Annotated in this window: 20 protein-coding genes; 11 read left to right on the top strand and 9 right to left on the bottom strand. The window is 70.6% G+C overall.

The genetic code is table 11. The annotated features are described in order from the left end of the window. Positions 1-6: 6 nt before the first annotated feature. The gene (locus TSO221_RS21775) at positions 7-2,769 is read left to right on the top strand and encodes a glucosidase (protein WP_109120626.1); all 2,763 of its coding nucleotides are present in this window, start codon (positions 7-9) and stop codon (positions 2,767-2,769) included. A gap of 49 nt (positions 2,770-2,818) precedes the next feature. Continuing rightward, entirely contained in the window at positions 2,819-3,982 is a 1,164-nt protein-coding gene (locus tag TSO221_RS21770; RefSeq protein WP_109120625.1) for an AI-2E family transporter, read from the top strand. On the opposite strand, the gene TSO221_RS21765 is transcribed toward TSO221_RS21770, so the two are convergent. From TSO221_RS21765 to fliI, 4 genes are read right to left on the bottom strand one after another with little or no spacing between them, the layout of a single operon-like run. Further along, a complete protein-coding gene (locus TSO221_RS21765) occupies positions 3,933-4,373 on the bottom strand; it encodes a hypothetical protein (RefSeq protein WP_109120624.1) in 441 nt (146 codons plus the stop codon). The two genes, TSO221_RS21770 and TSO221_RS21765, sit on opposite strands and share 50 nt — an antisense overlap. Then, complete coding sequence (locus TSO221_RS21760) at positions 4,370-4,594, bottom strand: hypothetical protein (RefSeq protein WP_247878173.1); 225 nt, start codon at positions 4,592-4,594, stop codon at positions 4,370-4,372. The genes TSO221_RS21765 and TSO221_RS21760 overlap by 4 nt, the downstream gene beginning before the upstream one ends. An 11-nt stretch (positions 4,595-4,605) precedes the next feature. After that, positions 4,606-5,187: a hypothetical protein gene (locus tag TSO221_RS21755; RefSeq protein ID WP_146208867.1), complete on the bottom strand. Its 582-nt coding sequence runs from the start codon at positions 5,185-5,187 to the stop codon at positions 4,606-4,608. Next, the gene (fliI, locus tag TSO221_RS21750; protein WP_109120622.1) at positions 5,184-6,518 is read right to left on the bottom strand and encodes a flagellar protein export ATPase FliI; all 1,335 of its coding nucleotides are present in this window, start codon (positions 6,516-6,518) and stop codon (positions 5,184-5,186) included. Before fliI ends, TSO221_RS21755 begins: the two co-directional genes overlap by 4 nt. 111 nt (positions 6,519-6,629) lie before the next feature. Here fliI and TSO221_RS21745 point away from each other — a divergent pair, with 111 nt between their 5' ends. The 9 genes from TSO221_RS21745 to TSO221_RS21705 all read left to right on the top strand — a co-directional run bounded on the left by TSO221_RS21745 (position 6,630) and on the right by TSO221_RS21705 (position 13,538). After that, entirely contained in the window at positions 6,630-7,019 is a 390-nt protein-coding gene (locus tag TSO221_RS21745) for a flagellar biosynthesis protein FlgG (protein ID WP_109120621.1), read from the top strand. A 17-nt stretch (positions 7,020-7,036) separates the two neighbouring features. After that, complete coding sequence (flgC, locus tag TSO221_RS21740; RefSeq protein WP_109120620.1) at positions 7,037-7,456, top strand: flagellar basal body rod protein FlgC; 420 nt, start codon at positions 7,037-7,039, stop codon at positions 7,454-7,456. Positions 7,457-7,467: 11 nt separating this feature from the next. Further along, a complete protein-coding gene (locus tag TSO221_RS21735) occupies positions 7,468-7,806 on the top strand; it encodes a flagellar hook-basal body complex protein FliE (RefSeq protein WP_109120619.1) in 339 nt (112 codons plus the stop codon). Between the two features lie 14 nt (positions 7,807-7,820). Beyond that, positions 7,821-8,087, top strand: a complete 267-nt coding sequence (gene fliQ, locus TSO221_RS21730) for a flagellar biosynthesis protein FliQ (protein ID WP_109120618.1) — start codon at positions 7,821-7,823, stop codon at positions 8,085-8,087. A gap of 6 nt (positions 8,088-8,093) precedes the next feature. Further along, complete coding sequence (locus tag TSO221_RS21725) at positions 8,094-8,900, top strand: transglycosylase (RefSeq protein ID WP_109120617.1); 807 nt, start codon at positions 8,094-8,096, stop codon at positions 8,898-8,900. A gap of 24 nt (positions 8,901-8,924) precedes the next feature. After that, the gene (gene flhA, locus TSO221_RS21720) at positions 8,925-11,018 is read left to right on the top strand and encodes a flagellar biosynthesis protein FlhA (RefSeq protein WP_109120616.1); all 2,094 of its coding nucleotides are present in this window, start codon (positions 8,925-8,927) and stop codon (positions 11,016-11,018) included. Between the two features lie 10 nt (positions 11,019-11,028). Next, positions 11,029-11,787 (top strand): flagellar biosynthetic protein FliR, encoded by a 759-nt coding sequence (locus TSO221_RS21715; protein ID WP_109120615.1) that lies wholly within the window; start codon positions 11,029-11,031, stop codon positions 11,785-11,787. A 9-nt stretch (positions 11,788-11,796) separates the two neighbouring features. Beyond that, positions 11,797-12,903, top strand: coding sequence for a flagellar biosynthesis protein FlhB (gene flhB, locus TSO221_RS21710; protein ID WP_109120614.1), 1,107 nt, complete (start codon positions 11,797-11,799; stop codon positions 12,901-12,903). A gap of 89 nt (positions 12,904-12,992) precedes the next feature. Next, the gene (locus TSO221_RS21705; protein ID WP_109120613.1) at positions 12,993-13,538 is read left to right on the top strand and encodes a hypothetical protein; all 546 of its coding nucleotides are present in this window, start codon (positions 12,993-12,995) and stop codon (positions 13,536-13,538) included. A 25-nt stretch (positions 13,539-13,563) separates the two neighbouring features. On the opposite strand, the gene ppk2 is transcribed toward TSO221_RS21705, so the two are convergent. From ppk2 to TSO221_RS21680, 5 genes are all read right to left on the bottom strand, one after another. Next, positions 13,564-14,394 carry a polyphosphate kinase 2 gene (ppk2, locus tag TSO221_RS21700; protein ID WP_109120612.1) on the bottom strand — a complete coding sequence of 277 codons (831 nt, stop codon included), beginning with the start codon at positions 14,392-14,394 and terminating at the stop codon, positions 13,564-13,566. 169 nt (positions 14,395-14,563) lie between these two features. Beyond that, complete coding sequence (locus TSO221_RS21695) at positions 14,564-15,091, bottom strand: flagellar protein FlgN (RefSeq protein WP_109120611.1); 528 nt, start codon at positions 15,089-15,091, stop codon at positions 14,564-14,566. Further along, positions 15,088-15,396: a rod-binding protein gene (locus TSO221_RS21690; RefSeq protein ID WP_109120610.1), complete on the bottom strand. Its 309-nt coding sequence runs from the start codon at positions 15,394-15,396 to the stop codon at positions 15,088-15,090. Before TSO221_RS21690 ends, TSO221_RS21695 begins: the two co-directional genes overlap by 4 nt. Positions 15,397-15,411: 15 nt before the next feature. Beyond that, on the bottom strand, positions 15,412-16,551 hold the full coding sequence (locus TSO221_RS21685) for a flagellar basal body P-ring protein FlgI (RefSeq protein WP_109120609.1): 1,140 nt from the start codon (positions 16,549-16,551) through the stop codon (positions 15,412-15,414). Between the two features lie 9 nt (positions 16,552-16,560). Further along, entirely contained in the window at positions 16,561-17,664 is a 1,104-nt protein-coding gene (locus tag TSO221_RS21680) for a flagellin (RefSeq protein ID WP_109120608.1), read from the bottom strand. Positions 17,665-17,666 lie beyond the last annotated feature (2 nt).

Here is a 17,666-nt window from a genome sequence, read left to right as displayed (position 1 = left end):
GATCGCATGCCGGAAGCGGATGACCGCCGGGAAGCCAGGGAAACGGCCGAGCAGGCCCGGCTTCGGCAGGTCCGTGAACGGAACGTCCCCTGGAAGGCGTGGGGCCCCTACCTCAGCGAACGACAATGGGGGACGGTGCGCGAGGACTACAGCGAGTCCGGCGACAGCTGGGCCTATTTCCCGCACGACCACGCGCGCTCGCGCGCCTACCGGTGGGGCGAGGACGGCCTGGCGGGCATTTCCGACGAGCAGCAGCAGCTCTGCTTCGCGGTCGCGCTGTGGAACGGCCGCGACCCCATCCTCAAGGAGCGCCTGTTCGGGCTGGTCAACTCCGAAGGCAATCACGGCGAGGACGTGAAGGAATATTACTACTATCTCGACAGCACGCCGACCCACTCGTACATGAAGTACTTGTACAAGTATCCGCAGGCGGCGTTCCCCTACAGCGATCTCGTCGAGACGAACCGCCGGCGGAACCGGCACGACCCGGAGTACGAGCTGCTGGACACCGGGGTGTTCCGCGAAAACCGCTATTTCGACGTGTTCGTGGAGTATGCCAAGGCGTCCCCCGGAACGATCCTCATCCGGATCACCGCGTGCAACCGCGGCCCCGACGCCGCCGACCTGCACGTCCTGCCGACGCTGTGGTGGCGCAACACCTGGTCATGGGACCGGCCGGCCGGGGAGCCGGCGCGCCGGCCGGCGCTCCGTGGCGTCTCCGGCCCGGCCTGGCGTCCGTCCGTCCGGGCCACCGGTCCGGAAGGCAGCGAAGCGACGCTGCATTGCGACGGCGAGCCGGCGCTCCTGTTCACCGAGAACGAAACCAACATGGAGCGCCTGTTCGGCGTCCCGAACCGCAGCCCCTACGTCAAGGACGGCATCGACGCCTGCGTCGTCCACGAGCGCGCGGACGCCGTGAACCCGGAAAAAGCCGGCACCAAGGCGGCGGCGCACTACCGCCTGACGCTCGGTCCCGGCGAGAGCCGCATCATTCATCTGCGGCTCGATACCGACGGCGCGGGTGGAGAGGATGTCTTCGGTGCCGGCTTCACCGACGCGTTCGAGGCGCGCCGGGCCGAGGCGGACGCGTTCTACGCCGCCATCAGCCCGCCCGGCTGCGGCGCCGACCAGGCCCTCGTGTTCCGCCAGGCCCTCGCGGGCATGCTGTGGAGCAAGCAGCTCTACCGGTACGAGGTCGGCGAGTGGCTGGAGGAACGCGGGGCCGGCCCCTTCGCCTCCGGGCGGAAGTCGGCTCCCCGGAACGAACACTGGCACCATATGCGCAACGCCGACATCATCTCGATGCCGGACAAATGGGAGTATCCCTGGTACGCCGCGTGGGACCTCGCCTTCCATGTCCTTGCGCTGTCCCTGGTCGATCCCGACTTCGCCACGCAGCAGCTCGACCTGATGGTGCGGGAGCGTTACCTGCACCCCAACGGGCAGCTTCCCGCGTACGAGTGGAACTTCGGCGACGTCAACCCGCCGGTGCACGCCTGGGCCAGCATCTTCACCTACCGCCTGATCAAGGCGCGCAATCGCAAGGAGGATGTCCGCTGGCTCGAACAGGTCTTCCAGAAGCTGCTGCTGAACTTCACGTGGTGGCTGAACCGCAAGGACCGCGACGGCCGGAACGTCTTTGAAGGCGGCTTCCTGGGGCTGGACAACATCGGCGTGTTCGACCGCAGCGCGCCCCTGCCGACCGGAGGCCATCTGGAACAGGCGGACGGCACGGCGTGGATGGCGCTGTTCAGCCTGAACATGCTGGAGATCGCCGTCGAACTGACGGCGCACAACCCGGTCTACGTCGACATGTGCCTCAAGTTCGCGGAGCACTTCCTGTGGATCGCCTCGGCGATGACGCGGCTCGGCGACGACACCGGCATGTGGGACGAGGAGGACGGCTTCTTCTACGACGTGCTGCGTCTGCCGGACGGGCGCGCGGAGCGGCTCAAGGTCCGCTCCATGGTGGGGTTGCTGCCGCTGTGCGGGGTGTGCGTGTTCGACGGCTCGGTGCTCGCCGATTTCCCGGACGTCGCGCAACGCTTCAGCGCCTTCCTCGCCAGCCGGCCGGACATGGTGGCCGCCATGCACGACCCGCGGAAGGCGGGCTACGATGGCCGCCGGCTCGGATCGATCCTGAACGAACACAGGCTCCGCCGCGTGCTGGCCCACATGCTCGACGAAGGCGAGTTCCTCAGCCCCTACGGCATCCGCTCGATCTCCCGCCACCACGCGGAGCATCCCTATTCCTTCACGGCCGGCGGCCAGGAGTTCCGGGTCTCCTACCTGCCGGCGGAATCCGACAGCGGCATGTTCGGCGGGAACTCGAACTGGCGCGGGCCGATCTGGATGCCGGTCAACGCCCTGATCATCCGGGCGCTGGTCCAGTACTACATGTACTTCGGCGACGATTTCACGGTCGAGTGCCCGACGGGCTCGGGACGGTTCATGACCCTCTACCAAGTCGCTGAGGAAATCTCGCGCCGTCTCGCGAACATCTTCCTGAAGGACGCCGACGGACGGCGTCCCGTCTTCGGCGGTGCCGGGACATTCCAGCAGGATCCCGAGTGGCGCGACCACATCCTGTTCTACGAGTACTTCCACGGCGACAACGGAGCGGGCATCGGCGCCAGCCACCAGACCGGCTGGACGGGCGTCGTCGCCCGGCTGATGCACTTCTTCGCCACCAGCACGCCGCAGGAGGTGCTTGCCGGAGGCAAGGGCTCCTACGCCGCCAAATCCGCCGTGCCGGCCCAGGAGGCCTGATCAACGCCGCCGGACGGCCGGACGCACCCGCGATGAGGGCAGAACAGCCATGACGGACTTCATGCATGACGGGCGGCTCGCGTATTCCGAGCCTCTGGACGCGCCGGAGCACGACGAGACGGGCTATGTCCGCAAGGCGCTCGTCCTGTCGATGATGCTGGTCCTGCTGATCGGCTGCTTCGTCGTGCTCCGGCCGTTCATCGCGGCCATCCTGTGGGCGATCATCCTCACCTTCAGCACCTGGAGGCTGCACGAGCGCCTCGAGCGCGCGCTCGGCGGCCGGACGACGCTCTCGGCGGCCATCATGACGCTGCTGGTCATGGCGGTGCTCATCGGGCCGCTCGCGGCGCTGGGCGTCGGGCTGTCGGAGAACGTCGTGCGGCTTTTCGAGGCCGTCCATGCGGTGATGGAGCGGGGGCTGCCGCCGTTGCCGGACTGGCTGGCCGGCCTTCCCCTGGTCGGCGACCGGCTGCAGGAGGTCTGGGGCGCCCTGGCCCGTGGCGAGGCGGACCTCCGCACCGTGCTTCAGCCGCAGATGGGAGAGATCCGCGATCTGGTCGTCGCGGCCGCCGGCGGCCTTCTGTCCGGGACGTCGCTGATCGCGATCAGCGTCTTCATCGCCTTCTTCTTCTACCGCGACGGCCGTGCCGCCGTGCACCGGCTGCGGAACGTCATGGGGCGGCTCGCCGGCCCCCGGGCGCGCCAGTCCCTCGACGTCGCCGGCGACACGATCAACGGCGTCGTGCAGGGCGTTCTCGGCACCGCCCTGGTGCAGGCGATCGCCGCCGCGCTGGGCTACCGCATCGCCGGCGTTCCGGGCGCCTTCCTCCTGGGGTTCATCACCTTCTTCCTCACGCTGGTGCCGATGGGACCGGCGATCATCTGGGTTCCGGTGGTGGTCTGGCTGTTCAACAAGGGCGACACCGGGATGGGACTGTTCATCCTGGTGTGGGTCGGGATCGTGGTCGGCAGCCTCGACAACATCCTCCGGCCGATCCTGGTCGGCCGGAGTGCCAACCTGCCCTTCATCGTCATCTTCCTGGGGATCGTCGGCGGCCTGATCGCGCTCGGCCTGATCGGACTCTTCCTCGGTCCGGTGCTGCTCGCCGTCGCCTACCGCCTCGTCCGGGAATGGAGCGGCGGGACCGAGCAAGCCGGCGCCGTCAGTCCGCAGGAGGGCTCCGGCACAGCGCGATCAGCTCCGATTGGCTGAATTCGCCGAGCGGCTGGCCATTGAAGAGCAGCACGTCGCCGAACAAGGACAGACGCCCGACCTCGGCCTGCGTCCCCAGCGCCTTCGCGGAGGGCGGCACCGCCAGCCCGAGCCGCCGCGCGAGGCCCAGGGTGAGCGGGATGTCCAGCCGGTCGGCGATCCGCACCCCGGCGGAGCCGCGGACGTCGGCGGGGGCCACCGGACGGCCATGCACGTCGATGCCCGGCGTATAGGCGACCTCGGCGGACGGCACATATTGCGGCAACAGCCGACAGATGCTGGTGTCGAACGTCTCCGCCGCCGCCGGTGCGGCGGTGAGCGCCACGGCCAGGGCGGCGGCCAGCCGGAGCCGGTCGGAGCGGCGCGGGCAGGCGCGGGCGGGCGGCGTCATGCCTCTTCCCCGTAGGCCGGCCGAAGGTTGAGCCCGACGACGGCGCCTCTGGCCTCGTCGTCCTCCTGTCCGGTGATCGCCGACAGCAGCATGGCGGCAGCCACCACCCCCTCCTTGTGCGACGTCAGCCGGGACAGTCCACGTCGCAGGGCTTCCTGCGCCGCCTCCTGGTAGATGTCCTCGACCATATGCTTCGTTGCCGCGTCCACGAACTCTCTCACTCCTTGTTTCGTCAGATCCGGATCGAGCGGGCGCCGTCCGGCTGCGTGGCCTGGGCGGCGTACAGCTTGGCCAGCAGCTCCGGCGGCAACCGCGCGGCTGCGGGCCCGGTGGCGGGGAACGCCGCGTCGGACGTGCGGGCGGCCTGGCGCAGCGCCTCCGCCACCGCGTCCGACGACGCGGCGCCGGTTGCCGGTCTTGCGTCCGGCGCGGTCGCCGGTTTCATCCAGGGCAGTGCCGGCGGCGGCCCGGCGGCGTCCGGCTCGCCGAGCTGCTCCGCCAGCGTCCGCAGGTGCCCGCCGACGCTGTCGCCGGTGACGCCCTCGACGAGGGAGATGGCCGCGCTGCCGAGCAGGCCGGCGGGGCCGCCGTACAGATAGCCGCCCGCCAGGCGCGCCGCCGTGCTGATCCGGCTTCCGGTCGCCGCCTCGTAGAGCGTCGAGACCACCGGAACGTGGTGCAGCGGGTTGAGCGCATCGAGCACGTCCCCGAAGTCCGGCACCTCCAGGGAGGCGGGTTTCGCGGCCGGGCGGGAGGGGGTCGGATCGCTGGAGGCGAGGGCCTGGGCGGCCAGCTTGGTGTCGACCGTCATCATGCACCTCCGTGGGCGGTCAGGAGCGCGCCGAGACGCGCGAACGCGTCGGCCGAAGCCGTGCGGTCGTCCTTGCCCTGGCGCAGGAAGTCTTCGAGAAGCGGATGAACCCGCGCCGCGGCGTCGACCTCCGCGTCGGAACCGCGCTTGTAGGCGCCGATGCGGATCAGCTCGCGCATGTTGTCGTAGGTCGCGGCGAGCGTCCGCGCCTGACGGACGAGGCGGTTCTGCTCCGGGTCGTGGCAGCCGGGCAGGGTGCGCGACACGCTGCGCAGCACGTTGATCGCCGGATAGCGCCCCAGCTCGGCGATGCGGCGGTCGAGCACCACGTGACCGTCGAGGATGCCGCGCACGGCGTCGGCGATGGGCTCGTCGTGGTCGTCGCCGTCGACCAGCACGGTGAAGATGCCGGTGATGTCGCCCTGTCCTTCGCTGCCGGGGCCGGCGCGCTCCAGCAGGCGCGGCAGCTCCGAGAAGACGCTCGGCGGGTAGCTCTTGGTGGTCGGCGGTTCGCCGCCCGCCAGCCCGATCTCGCGCTGTGCCATGGCAAAGCGGGTCACGCTGTCGATCAGGCACAGCACATGCAGCCCGCGGTCGCGCAGCTCCTCCGCCACGGTCATGCAGAGATAGGCCGCCTGCCGGCGCATCAGCGGCGGCTCGTCCGAGGTGGCGACGACCACCACCGAGCGGGCGAGGCCGTCGGCGCCGAGGTCGTCCTGGAGGAACTCGCGCACCTCGCGCCCACGCTCGCCGATCAGGCCGATGACGATGGCGTCGGCCTCGGCGTAGCGCGCGACCATGGACAGCAGGGTCGACTTGCCGACGCCCGAGCCGGCGAACACCCCCATGCGCTGCCCGCGGCAGACCGGCACGAAGGCGTCGAGGGCGCGGACGCCGGTGTCGAGCTTGGCGCCCACCCGCCGGCGCAGGCAGGCCGGCGGCGGCGCGGCGCGCAGGGGGCGGCAGTGCTCGCCGTTGCGCAGCGGGCCCAGCCCGTCCACCGGCTGGCCCAGCGCGTTGACGACGCGGCCCAGCCAGCCCGGCCCGGGACGCAGCGTGAACGCCGCGTCGTCGGTGACGGTGGCGCACCCCTCGGCGACGCCGTCGAGGGTGTCGAAGGCCATCAGCAGCGAGCGGCCGTTGCGGAAGCCGATCGTCTCGCACAGCACCCGTTCGCCGCCGCGGGTCACCGCGTGGCACTTGTCGCCGACGGCGAGGACGCGCTGCAGCCCGTCGACCTCCAGCGTCATGCCGGTGGCCGTGCGGACCTGGCCGCGCCAGGTGCGCGTCGGCAGCCGCTCGATCTCCGCGATCAGGTTGGACAGAACACGCATGCAGGGAAGCTCCGGCGGGTGTCGAACCCCGGCATGCTAGCGGGGCGAATTTAAATCCGGTTTTAAACCGGGGCCGGCATCTTGGGCTCGTCTTCGCGGAGGACAGAAAAGATGGATTTTAACAATATTGGTGTGTTCCGGCTGGCCGGCGCCCGGCTGGAACACTTGGCGCAACGGCAGCGGCTGATCGCCGAGAACGTCGTCAACGCCAACACGCCGGATTACCGCGCCAAGGACGTGAAGCCGTTCGAGGCGCTGCTGGGCGGCATGAAGCCGGTGGCGGCCGCGCGGACCTCGTCCGCGCACCTCGCCAGCACGCGCCCGGCCGACATCGTCCGCGAGACGCGCCGGCCCGAGCTGTGGGAGGTGACGCCCGACGGCAACGCCGTGGCGCTCGAGCAGGAAATGACCAAGGGCAGCGAGACGCGCGATGCCTTCGCCCTGACCGCCGGCCTCTTCCAGCGCAACGTGCAGATGCTGCGCGCCGCCTGGAAGGCCTGACCCCGGGAGACCGAGCCATGATGACCGATCCCTTGAGCGCGACCCTGCGCATCGCCAGTTCCGGCCTGCAGGCGCAGGGAACCCGGCTGCGCGTCGTCGCCGAGAACATCGCCAACGCCGATTCCACGGCGCAGACGCCGGGCGGTGACCCCTACCGCCGCAAGACCGTCGCCTTCGCCTCGGCCGTCGACCGCGCCACCGGCAGCGAGATCGTCAGGATCAAGCAGATCGGCCGCGACCGCAGCGACTTCCAGAGTGTCTACGACCCGTCGCACCCGGCGGCGGACGAGAAGGGCTACGTCAAGCACGCGAACGTCCAGCCGCTGATCGAGATGATGGACATGCGCGAGGCGAGCCGCTCGTTCGAGGCGAGCGTCAACGTCATCGAGCAGGCGCGCTCGATGATGACGCGCATGGTCGATCTGCTGCGCGGCTGAGGAGGACCCCCATGATCGAGATGACCGCCGTCCGCGCCGCCGGCGCCTACGCTCCGCACAGCCTGACCACCCCGCGGCCGCCCGTCGATGCCGGAGCCACCGGCGCCGCCAATTCCGGTGCGGCGGCGGCCGAGACGTCGTTCGGCGACTTCCTGGACCGGCAGATCACCCAGTCCATCGACACCGTGAAGGAGAGCGAGCGGGTGTCCATGGCCGCCATCGCCGGCAAGGCGAGCGCCCAGGACGTGGTCCGCGCGGTCCTCGCCGCGGAGATGACGGTGCAGTCCGTCGTCTCGATCCGCGACAAGATGGTCCAGGCGTACCAGGACATCATGCGCATGGCCGTCTGAGCGGAGACCGGACCATGAACGAGGCCGATGTTCTGGAAGTGCTGCGCACCGGAATCTGGACGACGCTGCTGATCGCCGCCCCGGCGCTGGCGGTGGCGGTGCTGGTCGGCGTCGTCATCTCGCTGGTGCAGGCGCTGACCCAGGTGCAGGAGATGACGCTGACCTTCGTGCCGAAGATCGTCGCCATCCTGGTCACCACGGTGCTGGCTCTGCCCTTCATGTTCAGCGCGCTCGCCTCATACGCGGAGCACCTGAGCCAGCTCATCGTCTCCGTCGAGTGACGGTCCGTGCGCATCGCGCTGCCAGCCCTGCTGTGCGTCGGCCTCCTGGCGTCCCCGTCGGCTCCGGCGACCGCCCAGCACGCGGCGCAGATCGGCACGTGGGGGCCGCAGCTCTACGCGATGGCGCCCCCGCCGGCGCCGCCCCCGCCCCACGCGCGGGCGCTGCCCCCCGAGGCGGTGTGCATCGACGCCATCCTGACGGCCGAGCGCGAGGCCGGGCTGGCCGACAACGCGCTGCTCGCCATGGGCTTCACCGAGGCGGGCCGGATGACCGCCGACCGCCTGTTCACCGTCTGGCCGTGGACCGTGAACGCCGAGGGGCAGTCGCAGTACTTCGAGACCCGCGACGCCGCCGTCGCCCACGTGCAGGCGCTGCTGACCCGGGGCGTGCGCTCCATCGACGTCGGCTGCCTGCAGGTGAACCTGAAATGGCACCCCGGCGCCTTCCCGGACCTGACCACCGCCTTCGAGCCGCGGGCCAACGCCGCCTACGCGGCGCGCTTCCTGGCCGAACTGGGCCGTGCGCACGGCTCCTTCGAGGAGGCGATCGGCCACTACCACTCGGCGCAGGCGGAGCGGCGCAGCGCGTACCGCCAGCGGGTCGCCGGCAACCGGCGCTGGGTGGCGCACGCCATCGACTACCTGCGCACGCTGGCCGCCGGGCCGCAGGCCGCGGCGCCGGCCCGGGAAACATCGGCCCGGGAGACACCAGTCTGGGGCAAGGCCGACCTCGGCCGTCTGTCGTTCCTTTCCAGCCTCTACGCCAGCGGGCCGAGCCGGCCGCTGCTGCCGGACGCCGCGCATGAGCGGTGACGCCCGCCTTCGGAGCCCTGACGCATGAGTTTCACCGGTGGCTTCCGCTCGACGATGAGCGCCCTCGGCACGGTCGGCCTCGCCAACCGCGACGTGATGTTCGCGATCGGCATCGTGCTGGTGCTGGCGGTGCTGTTCCTGCCGATCCCGACGTGGCTGCTCGACCTCGGGCTGGCGCTGTCGCTGTCGGTCAGCGTGCTGATCCTGATGGTGGCGCTGTGGATCGCCAAGCCGCTGGACTTCTCGTCCTTCCCCACCGTGCTGCTGGTGGTGACGATGCTGCGCCTCGCGCTCAACATCGCCTCGACCCGCCTGGTGCTGAGCCAGGGCCACACCGGCACCGGCGCCGCCGGCCACGTCATCGAGGGCTTCAGCCGCTTCGTGATGGGCGGCAACTTCGTCATCGGCGTGGTGATCTTCTGCATCCTGGTGGTCATCAACTTCGTCGTCATCACCAAGGGCGCCACGCGCATCGCCGAGGTCGGCGCCCGCTTCACCCTCGACGCCATCCCCGGCAAGCAGATGGCCATCGACGCCGACCTCTCGGCCGGCCTGATCGACGACACCGCGGCGCGCGCCCGGCGCAAGGAGCTGGAGGACGAGAGCACCTTCTACGGCGCCATGGACGGCGCCTCGAAGTTCGTCCGCGGCGACGCGGTGGCCGGCCTCATCATCACCGCCATCAACGTGCTGGGCGGCATGGCCATCGGCGTCGCCCAGCAGGGGATGCCGTTCGACGCCGCGGCGGCCACCTACACCATGCTCACGGTGGGCGACGGGCTGGCGACGCAGGTCCCGGCGCTGATCGTCTCGCTGGCGGCCGGCCTGCTGGTCACCAAGGGCGGCAACACCGGCTCGGTCGACAAGGCGGTGATCGACCAGCTCGGCGGCTACCCGAAGGCGCTGATGGTGGCGGGCGGGCTGCTCGGCGCGCTGGCCCTGGCGCCGGGGCTGCCGATGGGGCCGTTCGCGCTGCTGGGCGCCGGCTTCGGCACCGCCGGCTGGTACCTGCCGCGCCAGCGCGCCCGGCAGGCGGCGCTGGCCAAGCTGGCCGAGGGCAAGAAGGCGCCGGCCGCCGCGGCCGAGGAAACCGTCGAGGAGATGCTGCGCGTCGACGACGTCAAGGTGGAGGTCGGCAATCATCTGGTGCCGCTCATCCTCAACAAGGACGGGCCGCTGACCGGCAAGGTGAAGACGCTGCGCAAGCGCTTCGCCAAGGAGTTCGGCTTCATCCTCCCTTCGGTGCGCATCAAGGATTCCAGCTTTCTGCCGCCCAAGGGCTACGTCATCAGCATCATGGGCGTCGAGGTGGCGAACGGCGAGGTGCGGCCCAAGCACCTCATGGCCATCGACCCCAGCGGCGGCGAGGCGCCGGACATCCAGGGCGAGACCACCCGCGAGCCGACCTTCGGGCTCCAGGCCAAGTGGATCGACCCGGCCCGCCACGAGGAGGCGGTCGCCAAGGGCTACACCGTGGTCGATCCCGACAGCGTGATCACCACGCACCTCACCGAGGTGATCAAGGACCACCTGCCGAACCTGTTGACCTTCGCCGCCGTGCAGAAGCTGATCGACGGCCTGCCGCGGGAATACCAGAAGCTGATCAACGACATGGTGCCCAGCCAGATCACCCTGGTGGTGGTGCAGCGGGTGCTGCAGGCGCTGCTCGCCGAGCGGGTGTCGATCCGCAACCTCCCCGCCATCGTCGAGGCCGTCGCCGAGGCGGTGAACTGGACCCGCAACATCACCATGATCGCCGAGCACGTCCGCATCCGCCTCGGTCAGCAGATCTGCAAGCAGCTCACCGGCAGCGACGGCTTCATCCCGGTGATCGCCCTGACGCCGACGTGGGAGCAGGCCCTGCTGGAAAACATCGTCACCGAAGGCGAGGACCGCCGCTTCGCCATGCCGCCGAGCCAGGTGCAGGAGCTGCTCACCGCGATCCGGACCCGCATCCAGAAGCACGCCAGCCCGTCGGTGTGGCCGGCGCTGCTGGTCGCGGCCGAGGTGCGCCCGTTCGTCCGTTCGCTGCTGGAGCGGGTCAGCCCGATGACGCCGATCATCAGCCACGCCGAACTGCACCGCAAGGCGGCGCTCAAGACCGTCGATCAGGTCTGAGGGGCGGGCGATGGACCTTCTGGCGCAGATGCTCAGCCAGGAAATCTACCGGGTGTTCCTGGTGTTCGTGCGGGTGGCGGCGGCGGTGGGCTTCCTGCCGGGCTTCGGCGAATTCGCTGTGCCGGTGCGGGTGCGGCTGGCCATCGCCGGCGTGGTGGCGCTGTCCCTGGCCCCCACCGTGCCGGGCCTGCCCGCCGCGATGCCCGGGCACGCGGCCGGGATCCTGCAGCAGTTCGCCGGCGAGATCCTGATCGGCGCCTTCCTCGGCCTGGGCGCCAAGCTGTTCCTCGCGGCGCTCCAGGTGACGGGCACGCTGGCGGCGCAGGCGATCGGCCTCGCCAACCCCTTCGCCATCGAGGGGGCGGGGTTCGAGGGCGGGTCGGTGCTCTCCGGCACGCTGGTGATCGCCGGGCTCGCCGCCATCTTCGCGGCCGACGTGCACTACGTCATGCTCGACGCGCTGGCGCGCTCCTACGGCACTTGGCCGGTCGCCGAGTGGCCGGACGCCGGGCTGCTGGCCGGGCGCTACGCCCAGCTGGTCGCCGCCACCTTCCGGCTGGGGGTCGGGATGGCGACGCCGTTCCTGGTCTTCGGGGTGCTGTTCAACCTGGCGCTGGGTCTGGTCAACCGGGTCATGCCCGCCATGCCCGTGTTCTTCGTCGGCACCCCGGTCATGCTGATCGCCGGGCTGCTCATCGTCATGACGACCGCGGCCGCGATCGTCGGCGCCTTCCTGACGGCGCTCGGCGGCTGGCTGGCGGGCGGGTGAGGCGGGGGCATGGCCGACGGGCAGGACGACGAGCAGAAAACCGAGGAGCCCACCGAGAAGCGGCTGCGCGAGGCGGAGGAGAAGGGCGACGTCCCGCGCGCCCGCGACGTCGGCCTGCTGGCGGCCATGGCGGCGGCCTGGCTGATCGTGGCGGCCGCGGCGCCCGGCGCGGCGAGCCGGCTGGCGGCGACGCTGCTGCCGCTCATCGAGAATCCGGACGACATCCGCATCGACGGCAGTCCGTACGACGTGCTGCACAGCCTGAGCTGGCTGCTCGCCGGGGTCGGGCTGGCGCTGCTGCCTGTGCTCGGCATCCTGGTCCTGGCGGCGGCGGTGTCGGCGTTCGGCCAGGGGCAGCTGGTGGTCGCCCAGGAGCGCATCCGGCCGAAGCTCAGCAACCTGTCGCTGTTCGGCGGCTGGAAGCGCATCTTCTCCACCAGCGCGCTCGCCGAATTCCTCAAGAGCCTTGCCAAGCTGGCGGCCATCGGCTTCGCCGCGTGGTTCGCCGTCGCACCCTACATCACCTGGACGGAGGGGGTCGTGAACCTCGACGTGGCCGCCTTGCCCGAACTGCTGCGGGACCTGACGTTGCGGCTGCTGCTGGCGGTGCTGCTGGCGACGGTCCTGATGGCCGCCATCGACGTGCTGTGGAACCGCTACCAGTGGCGCAAGCGCCTGCGCATGACCTTCCAGGAGCTGAAGGACGAGTTCAAGCAGACGGAGGGCGACCCGGCCGTCAAGGCGCGGCTGCGCGAGATGCGCCGCGAGCGCTCGCGCCGGCGCATGATGTCCAGCGTGCCGCGCGCCACCGTAGTCGTCACCAACCCCACGCACTTCGCGGTGGCGCTGGAGTACGACCGCGCCCGCATGCCGGCGCCGGTGTGCCTGGCCAAGGGCGCCGACCTGATGGCGCTGCGCATCCGCTCCATCGCCGAGGAGAACGGCGTCCCCATCATCGAGAACCCGCCGCTGGCGCGCGCGCTGCACGGCTCGGCGGAGATCGACGAGCCGATTCCGCTCCAGCATTACCAGGCGGTGGCGGAGGTCATCACCTACGTGCTGCGCCTGAAGGGCGGGCCCGCCGCCCGCCGCGGCGCGCCGGGGCGCGGACCGTGAGAACGGCTTAATTCCTTTTCAATGGTTTCCGCCCTATGACGTTCGCACGGGACGCATGAGGCTCCCGCCATCCCACAGCCGGCCTGTCGATGAGCGAGCCCGACGACCTTTTCGCGATCTACAACGCGGACCGCAGCGCCAAGCGCCCCCTGGACGGCGCCGCGCTGGCGGCGGCGCTGGCCGACAACCTGCGCGGCGCCTTCACGACCCTCGAGCGGCTCGCCGCCGAGGTGACCCAGGCGCTGGGGCAGGCCCGCTACGTCGTCCGCCTGTCGCCGGCGGTGGTGGACCGCTCCAGCTACCTGCGCATGGACCGGGCGTCGGAGAACTTCCGCGACTACGCACGGACCTGGAGCCAGCAGCGCGCCGACGCGGGCGCCGGCGGCATGCATTGGGAGGCGCAGCTCGTCGTCACCGACCATCGCCGGACGAGCGTCGAGATGGGGCTGGCGGTGGCGGTCGAATGGCCGACCGCCGAGGCGGCCGACTGCGCCTTCGTGGAGTTCTGGACGACGGGGCAGGGCTTCGCGCTGCCGGGCGACGCGCGGCCCTTCCAGCGCGCCCTGGTGGCCGAGATCGTGCGCCTGGAGCAGGCCGGCACGCTGCGCTCGGCGGCGCGCCGGCAGACGCCGTGACGGCCCGTTTCAAACCAAGACCGCCCTACCCAACGGACCATGCGCGTTCCGGGACGAACTTGAACGGATAGTCGGGCTCCCGGTAGCCGTCCGGATCCTGCCGCTTGGGCAGCTTCACCTTGTCCCTCGGCGCCTCTTCGTAGGGAATGTGGTCCAGCAGGTGATGGATGATGTTCAGGCGCGCCCGCTTCTTGTCGTCCGACCGCGCGACGAACCAGGGCGCCCATGAACTGTCGGTCGCCGCGAACATGTCGTCCCGGGCGCGCGAATAGTCGTACCAGCGGCCATAGGACTTCACGTCCATCGGCGACAGTTTCCAGAGCTTCCGCCCGTCGTTGATCCGCGCCTCCAGCCGGCGCGTCTGCTCCTCGGGACTGACTTCCAGCCAGTACTTCAGCAGGATCACGCCGGATTCGATGATCGCCTTCTCCACATTGGGAACGATGGCGAGGAATCGTTTCGTCTGTTCCTCCGTGCAGAAGCCCATCACCCGTTCGACGCCGGCGCGGTTGTACCAGCTCCGGTCGAATATGACGATTTCCCCGGCCGCCGGCAGGTGCGGCAGGTAGCGCTGGATGTACATCTGCGATTTCTCGCGCTCGGTCGGACTCGGCAGGGCGACGACGCGAAACACGCGCGGGCTCACGCGCTCGGTGATCGCCTTGATGGTCCCGCCCTTGCCGGCGGTGTCGCGTCCTTCGAAAATGACGCAGACCTTCAGGCCCTTGTGGACGACCCATTGCTGCAGCTTGACCAGCTCGACATGAAGCTTCGCCAGTTCATCCTCGTAGTCCCGCCGCTTGAGCTTTGGCGACATGGACTTCACGTCTTCGGTGGCCTTCAGTTTCTTGGACATGCTCACCGTCCTTGCTGCTGGAACTTCGGCATGGCCGGCACCGTCATCAGGATGACCGGTTGGCATTCTCATTCTGCCTCGTCCATGCAGCCGCCGCCCGCGAAATAAGGGCGTGCCGACCCTAGGCACATGGGGTATTCGCGGGTGCCTCCTCCCGGGGGCAATGCCTTCAGAGTTCGGCGTTGAGGCCGGAGGCCGACAGCTCGACCGGGCGGATCGCGCGGCCGGTGGGTGCGTAGAGCCCGTCGCTCGCCGCCTTCTCCAGCGCGTTCAGCAGGGTGCGGTTGATGGTCAGCACCGCCTTGCGCAGGGCGACCAGCCCGGCGGCGTTGTCGCTGACCGCGCGGTCCAGCCGCTCGATCCGTTCGAGCGCCATGGCCCGCAGGTCGCCGTTGAGCGCCACCCCATCGGCATCGGCCTGGGCCAGCAGCCCTTCGAGGCGTTCGGCCATGCCCAGCTTGCGGCGGGCGAAGCCTTCCAGCCCGTTCACCTCGCCGGCGGCGATGGCGGCGTTTTCCTCGTCCAGCAGGTCGCTCAGCGCGCGGACGGTGTCGAGGAACTCGACCATGACGACCGCCGTCGCGCCGTCCACCGCCGGCAGCGCGGCGACCGGCTCGGCCGGTGCCGGGGCCGCCTCGGGCTTGGGCCGGCGGTCGCGGGCGAACTCGCGGATGACGTCGCGCAACCCCCGGCTCATGGCCGGCCGCCCGCGTCGCCGTCGCCGTACAGCCGGGCGACCTCCGCGTGCACCATGCGGCCGATGCCGAGCGTTCCCGCTTCGGCGATGGCGCGGCCGTACTCCTGGAGCATGAAGCCCCGCCACGTGCGCTCGGCATCGCCGCCGCCGAAGGCTCCGCCGGTGCGCACCCCCTCGAACATGGATTGCAGCATCTGGCCCACCATCATGGCCTCGAACTCGGTGGCGGCATGCCCGGCGTCGCCTGCCGGTTTCACGGCCGGGCGCCGGTCGGTGGTGGCCGGGGAGACACCCGTCACGTCCATGGCATCCTCGCTCGTTCAGATGATTTCGAGATCGGCGTGCAGCGCGCCCGCGGCCTTGATGGCCTGGAGGATGGCGACCATGTCGCGCGGGCCGACGCCCAGCGCGTTCAGGCCGTTGACCAGCTGCTGCAGGCTGACGTTGCCGCCGACGGTCACGAACTGCCGGCCGTTGCCCTCCTGCACCTGGATGTCGGTGCGCGGCACCACCACCGTGGCGCCGTTGCTGAACGGCTGCGGCTGGGAGACCTGCGGGGTCTCGACGACGCGGACCGTCAGGTTGCCCTGGGTGATGGCGACCCGGCCGACACGCACGTCGTCGCCGATGACGATGGTTCCGCTGCGCTCGTCGACGACCACCCGCGCCACCACGTCGGGGCGGACATGCAGCTGCTCGACATCGCCGATCAGGCGGGCGATGTTGCCGACGTAGGCCGGCGGGATCCGCACGTCGACCGTGGTCGGATCCAGCACGTGGGCGCTCGCCGGGCCAAGCCGCTGGTTGACGGCGTCGGCGATGCGGTTGGCCGTCGTGAAGTCCGGGTTGCGCAGCGCCATGCGCATCCCCTTCATGTCGTCGAGCACGAATTTCAGCTCGCGCTCGACGGTCGCGCCGTTGGCGATCCGGGCGGTGGTCGGCACGCCCTTGGTGATGTTGGCGGCGTTGCCGGTGGCGGCGAAGCCGCTGACGGTGAGCGGCCCCTGCGCCGCGGCGTAGGCCTGCCCGTCCGCGCCCAGCAGCGGGGTCACCAGCAGCGTGCCGCCGAGCAGGTTCGTCGCGTCGCCGAGAGCCGATACCGCCACGTCGATGCTGGTGCCCTGGCGGGCGAAGGGCGGCAGCGTCGCGGTGACCATCACCGCCGCGGCGTTGCGGGTGCGCAGCACCTCGTTGCGGGTGTTGATCCCCAGCCGTTCCAGCATGCCCTTCAGGCTCTGCTCGGTGAACGGCGTGTTGATCAGCCGGTCGCCCGTCCCGTTCAGGCCCACCACCAGGCCGTAGCCGATCAGCTGGTTGCGGCGCACGCCGTCGAAGGTGACGAGGTCCTTGACGCGGGTCTGTGCGGACGCTCCGGCCGCCGTCGCGAGGGCTGCGAAGGCGGCCAGAAGGAGCCCGGCGAACGTGCGCCGAAGCGGGCGGGCAGGGCGGTGCGGGGGCATGCGGTGCTCTTACAGGTAGTTGGTCAGCCGCAGGCGCGCGATGCGGGCCGTCACGCTCGCCGTCGCCTCGACCTGCATCTCCAACTGGTTGAGCCGCACGCTCGCCTGTGCCGGATCGACGTTTTCGAGGTCGTTGATCTGGTCGGCCAGGATCTTCTGGTGGGTGCGGTGGCGTTCGGCGACGTCGAGCAGGGTGGCGTGCTGGATGCCGAGCTGCGCGGTGGCGTCGCGCATCCCTTCCGTGCCGGCCGACAGCCGGTCGACCGCGGCCTGGACGTAGGGCTGGTAGGCGTCGAGCGGCAGCTTGCTGGTGTCCACCGCCGCCAGCATGTACAGCCCCTCCAGCAGCGAGCGCACGCCGGGGTCGTTCGCCTGCACGCCGTAGGCCAGCTCGACCGAGGCGTCCGGCCGGCCGGTCAGGCGGGGATTGGGGGTGCCGCCCGGCTTCAGCGCGGTGGCGCCGACGTAGAAGCCGCCCTCGAAGGTGTCGGTCAGCGGTGCCGGCGGCGGCGTGGCCGGGTCACGGGTCGCGAAAAGGGTGTCCAGCGTGGCGACCGCCGCGGCGCTGTCCGCCGCGGTGACCGGCGCCGCCGGGCCGCCGGTGGCCGCCGCGATCGCATCCTGCACGATGGTGATCGGCGAGCGCAGACCGGACGAGTCGCCCGCCACGTTGCGCACCGGCGGCCGCGACACCTCGACCCCGCCGAACAGGTAGCCGTTGCCGGAGGAGGCGTTGAGCAGGCCGACGATCTGTTCGAGCGCGCCGCGCGCGCGGATCTGCAGGGAGGTGCCGGTCGGCGAGGGCTGTCCCAGCCCGGTCGACGCCGAGGCGAGCACGTCCTGGCCGGCGGCGAGGATGCTGGTCATGGCGCTGTTCATGGTGGAGAAGCGCCCGTCGAGCAGCGAGCACGTCTTCAGGTGCTCGTCCACGTCGTCGTAGAGGTTGCGCAGGCTGATCGCCCGGCCGGTGCGGGCGCCGAGATGTTCGGCCACGTCGACGTGCTTGCCGCTGGCGACCTCGTCGCCGGCGCGGCTCAGCTCGATCTGCACGTCGGTGAGGGAGCCTTGCAGGCGGCGGCTCAGGCCCAGGGTGGAGACGGTGTTGAACAGCATGG

The sequence above is a fragment of the Azospirillum sp. TSO22-1 genome, from assembly GCF_003116015.1.
Taxonomy (GTDB): domain Bacteria; phylum Pseudomonadota; class Alphaproteobacteria; order Azospirillales; family Azospirillaceae; genus Azospirillum.
Note: the sequence above shows the minus strand (reverse complement) of the source record. Positions and strands in the feature narration are given on the sequence as shown.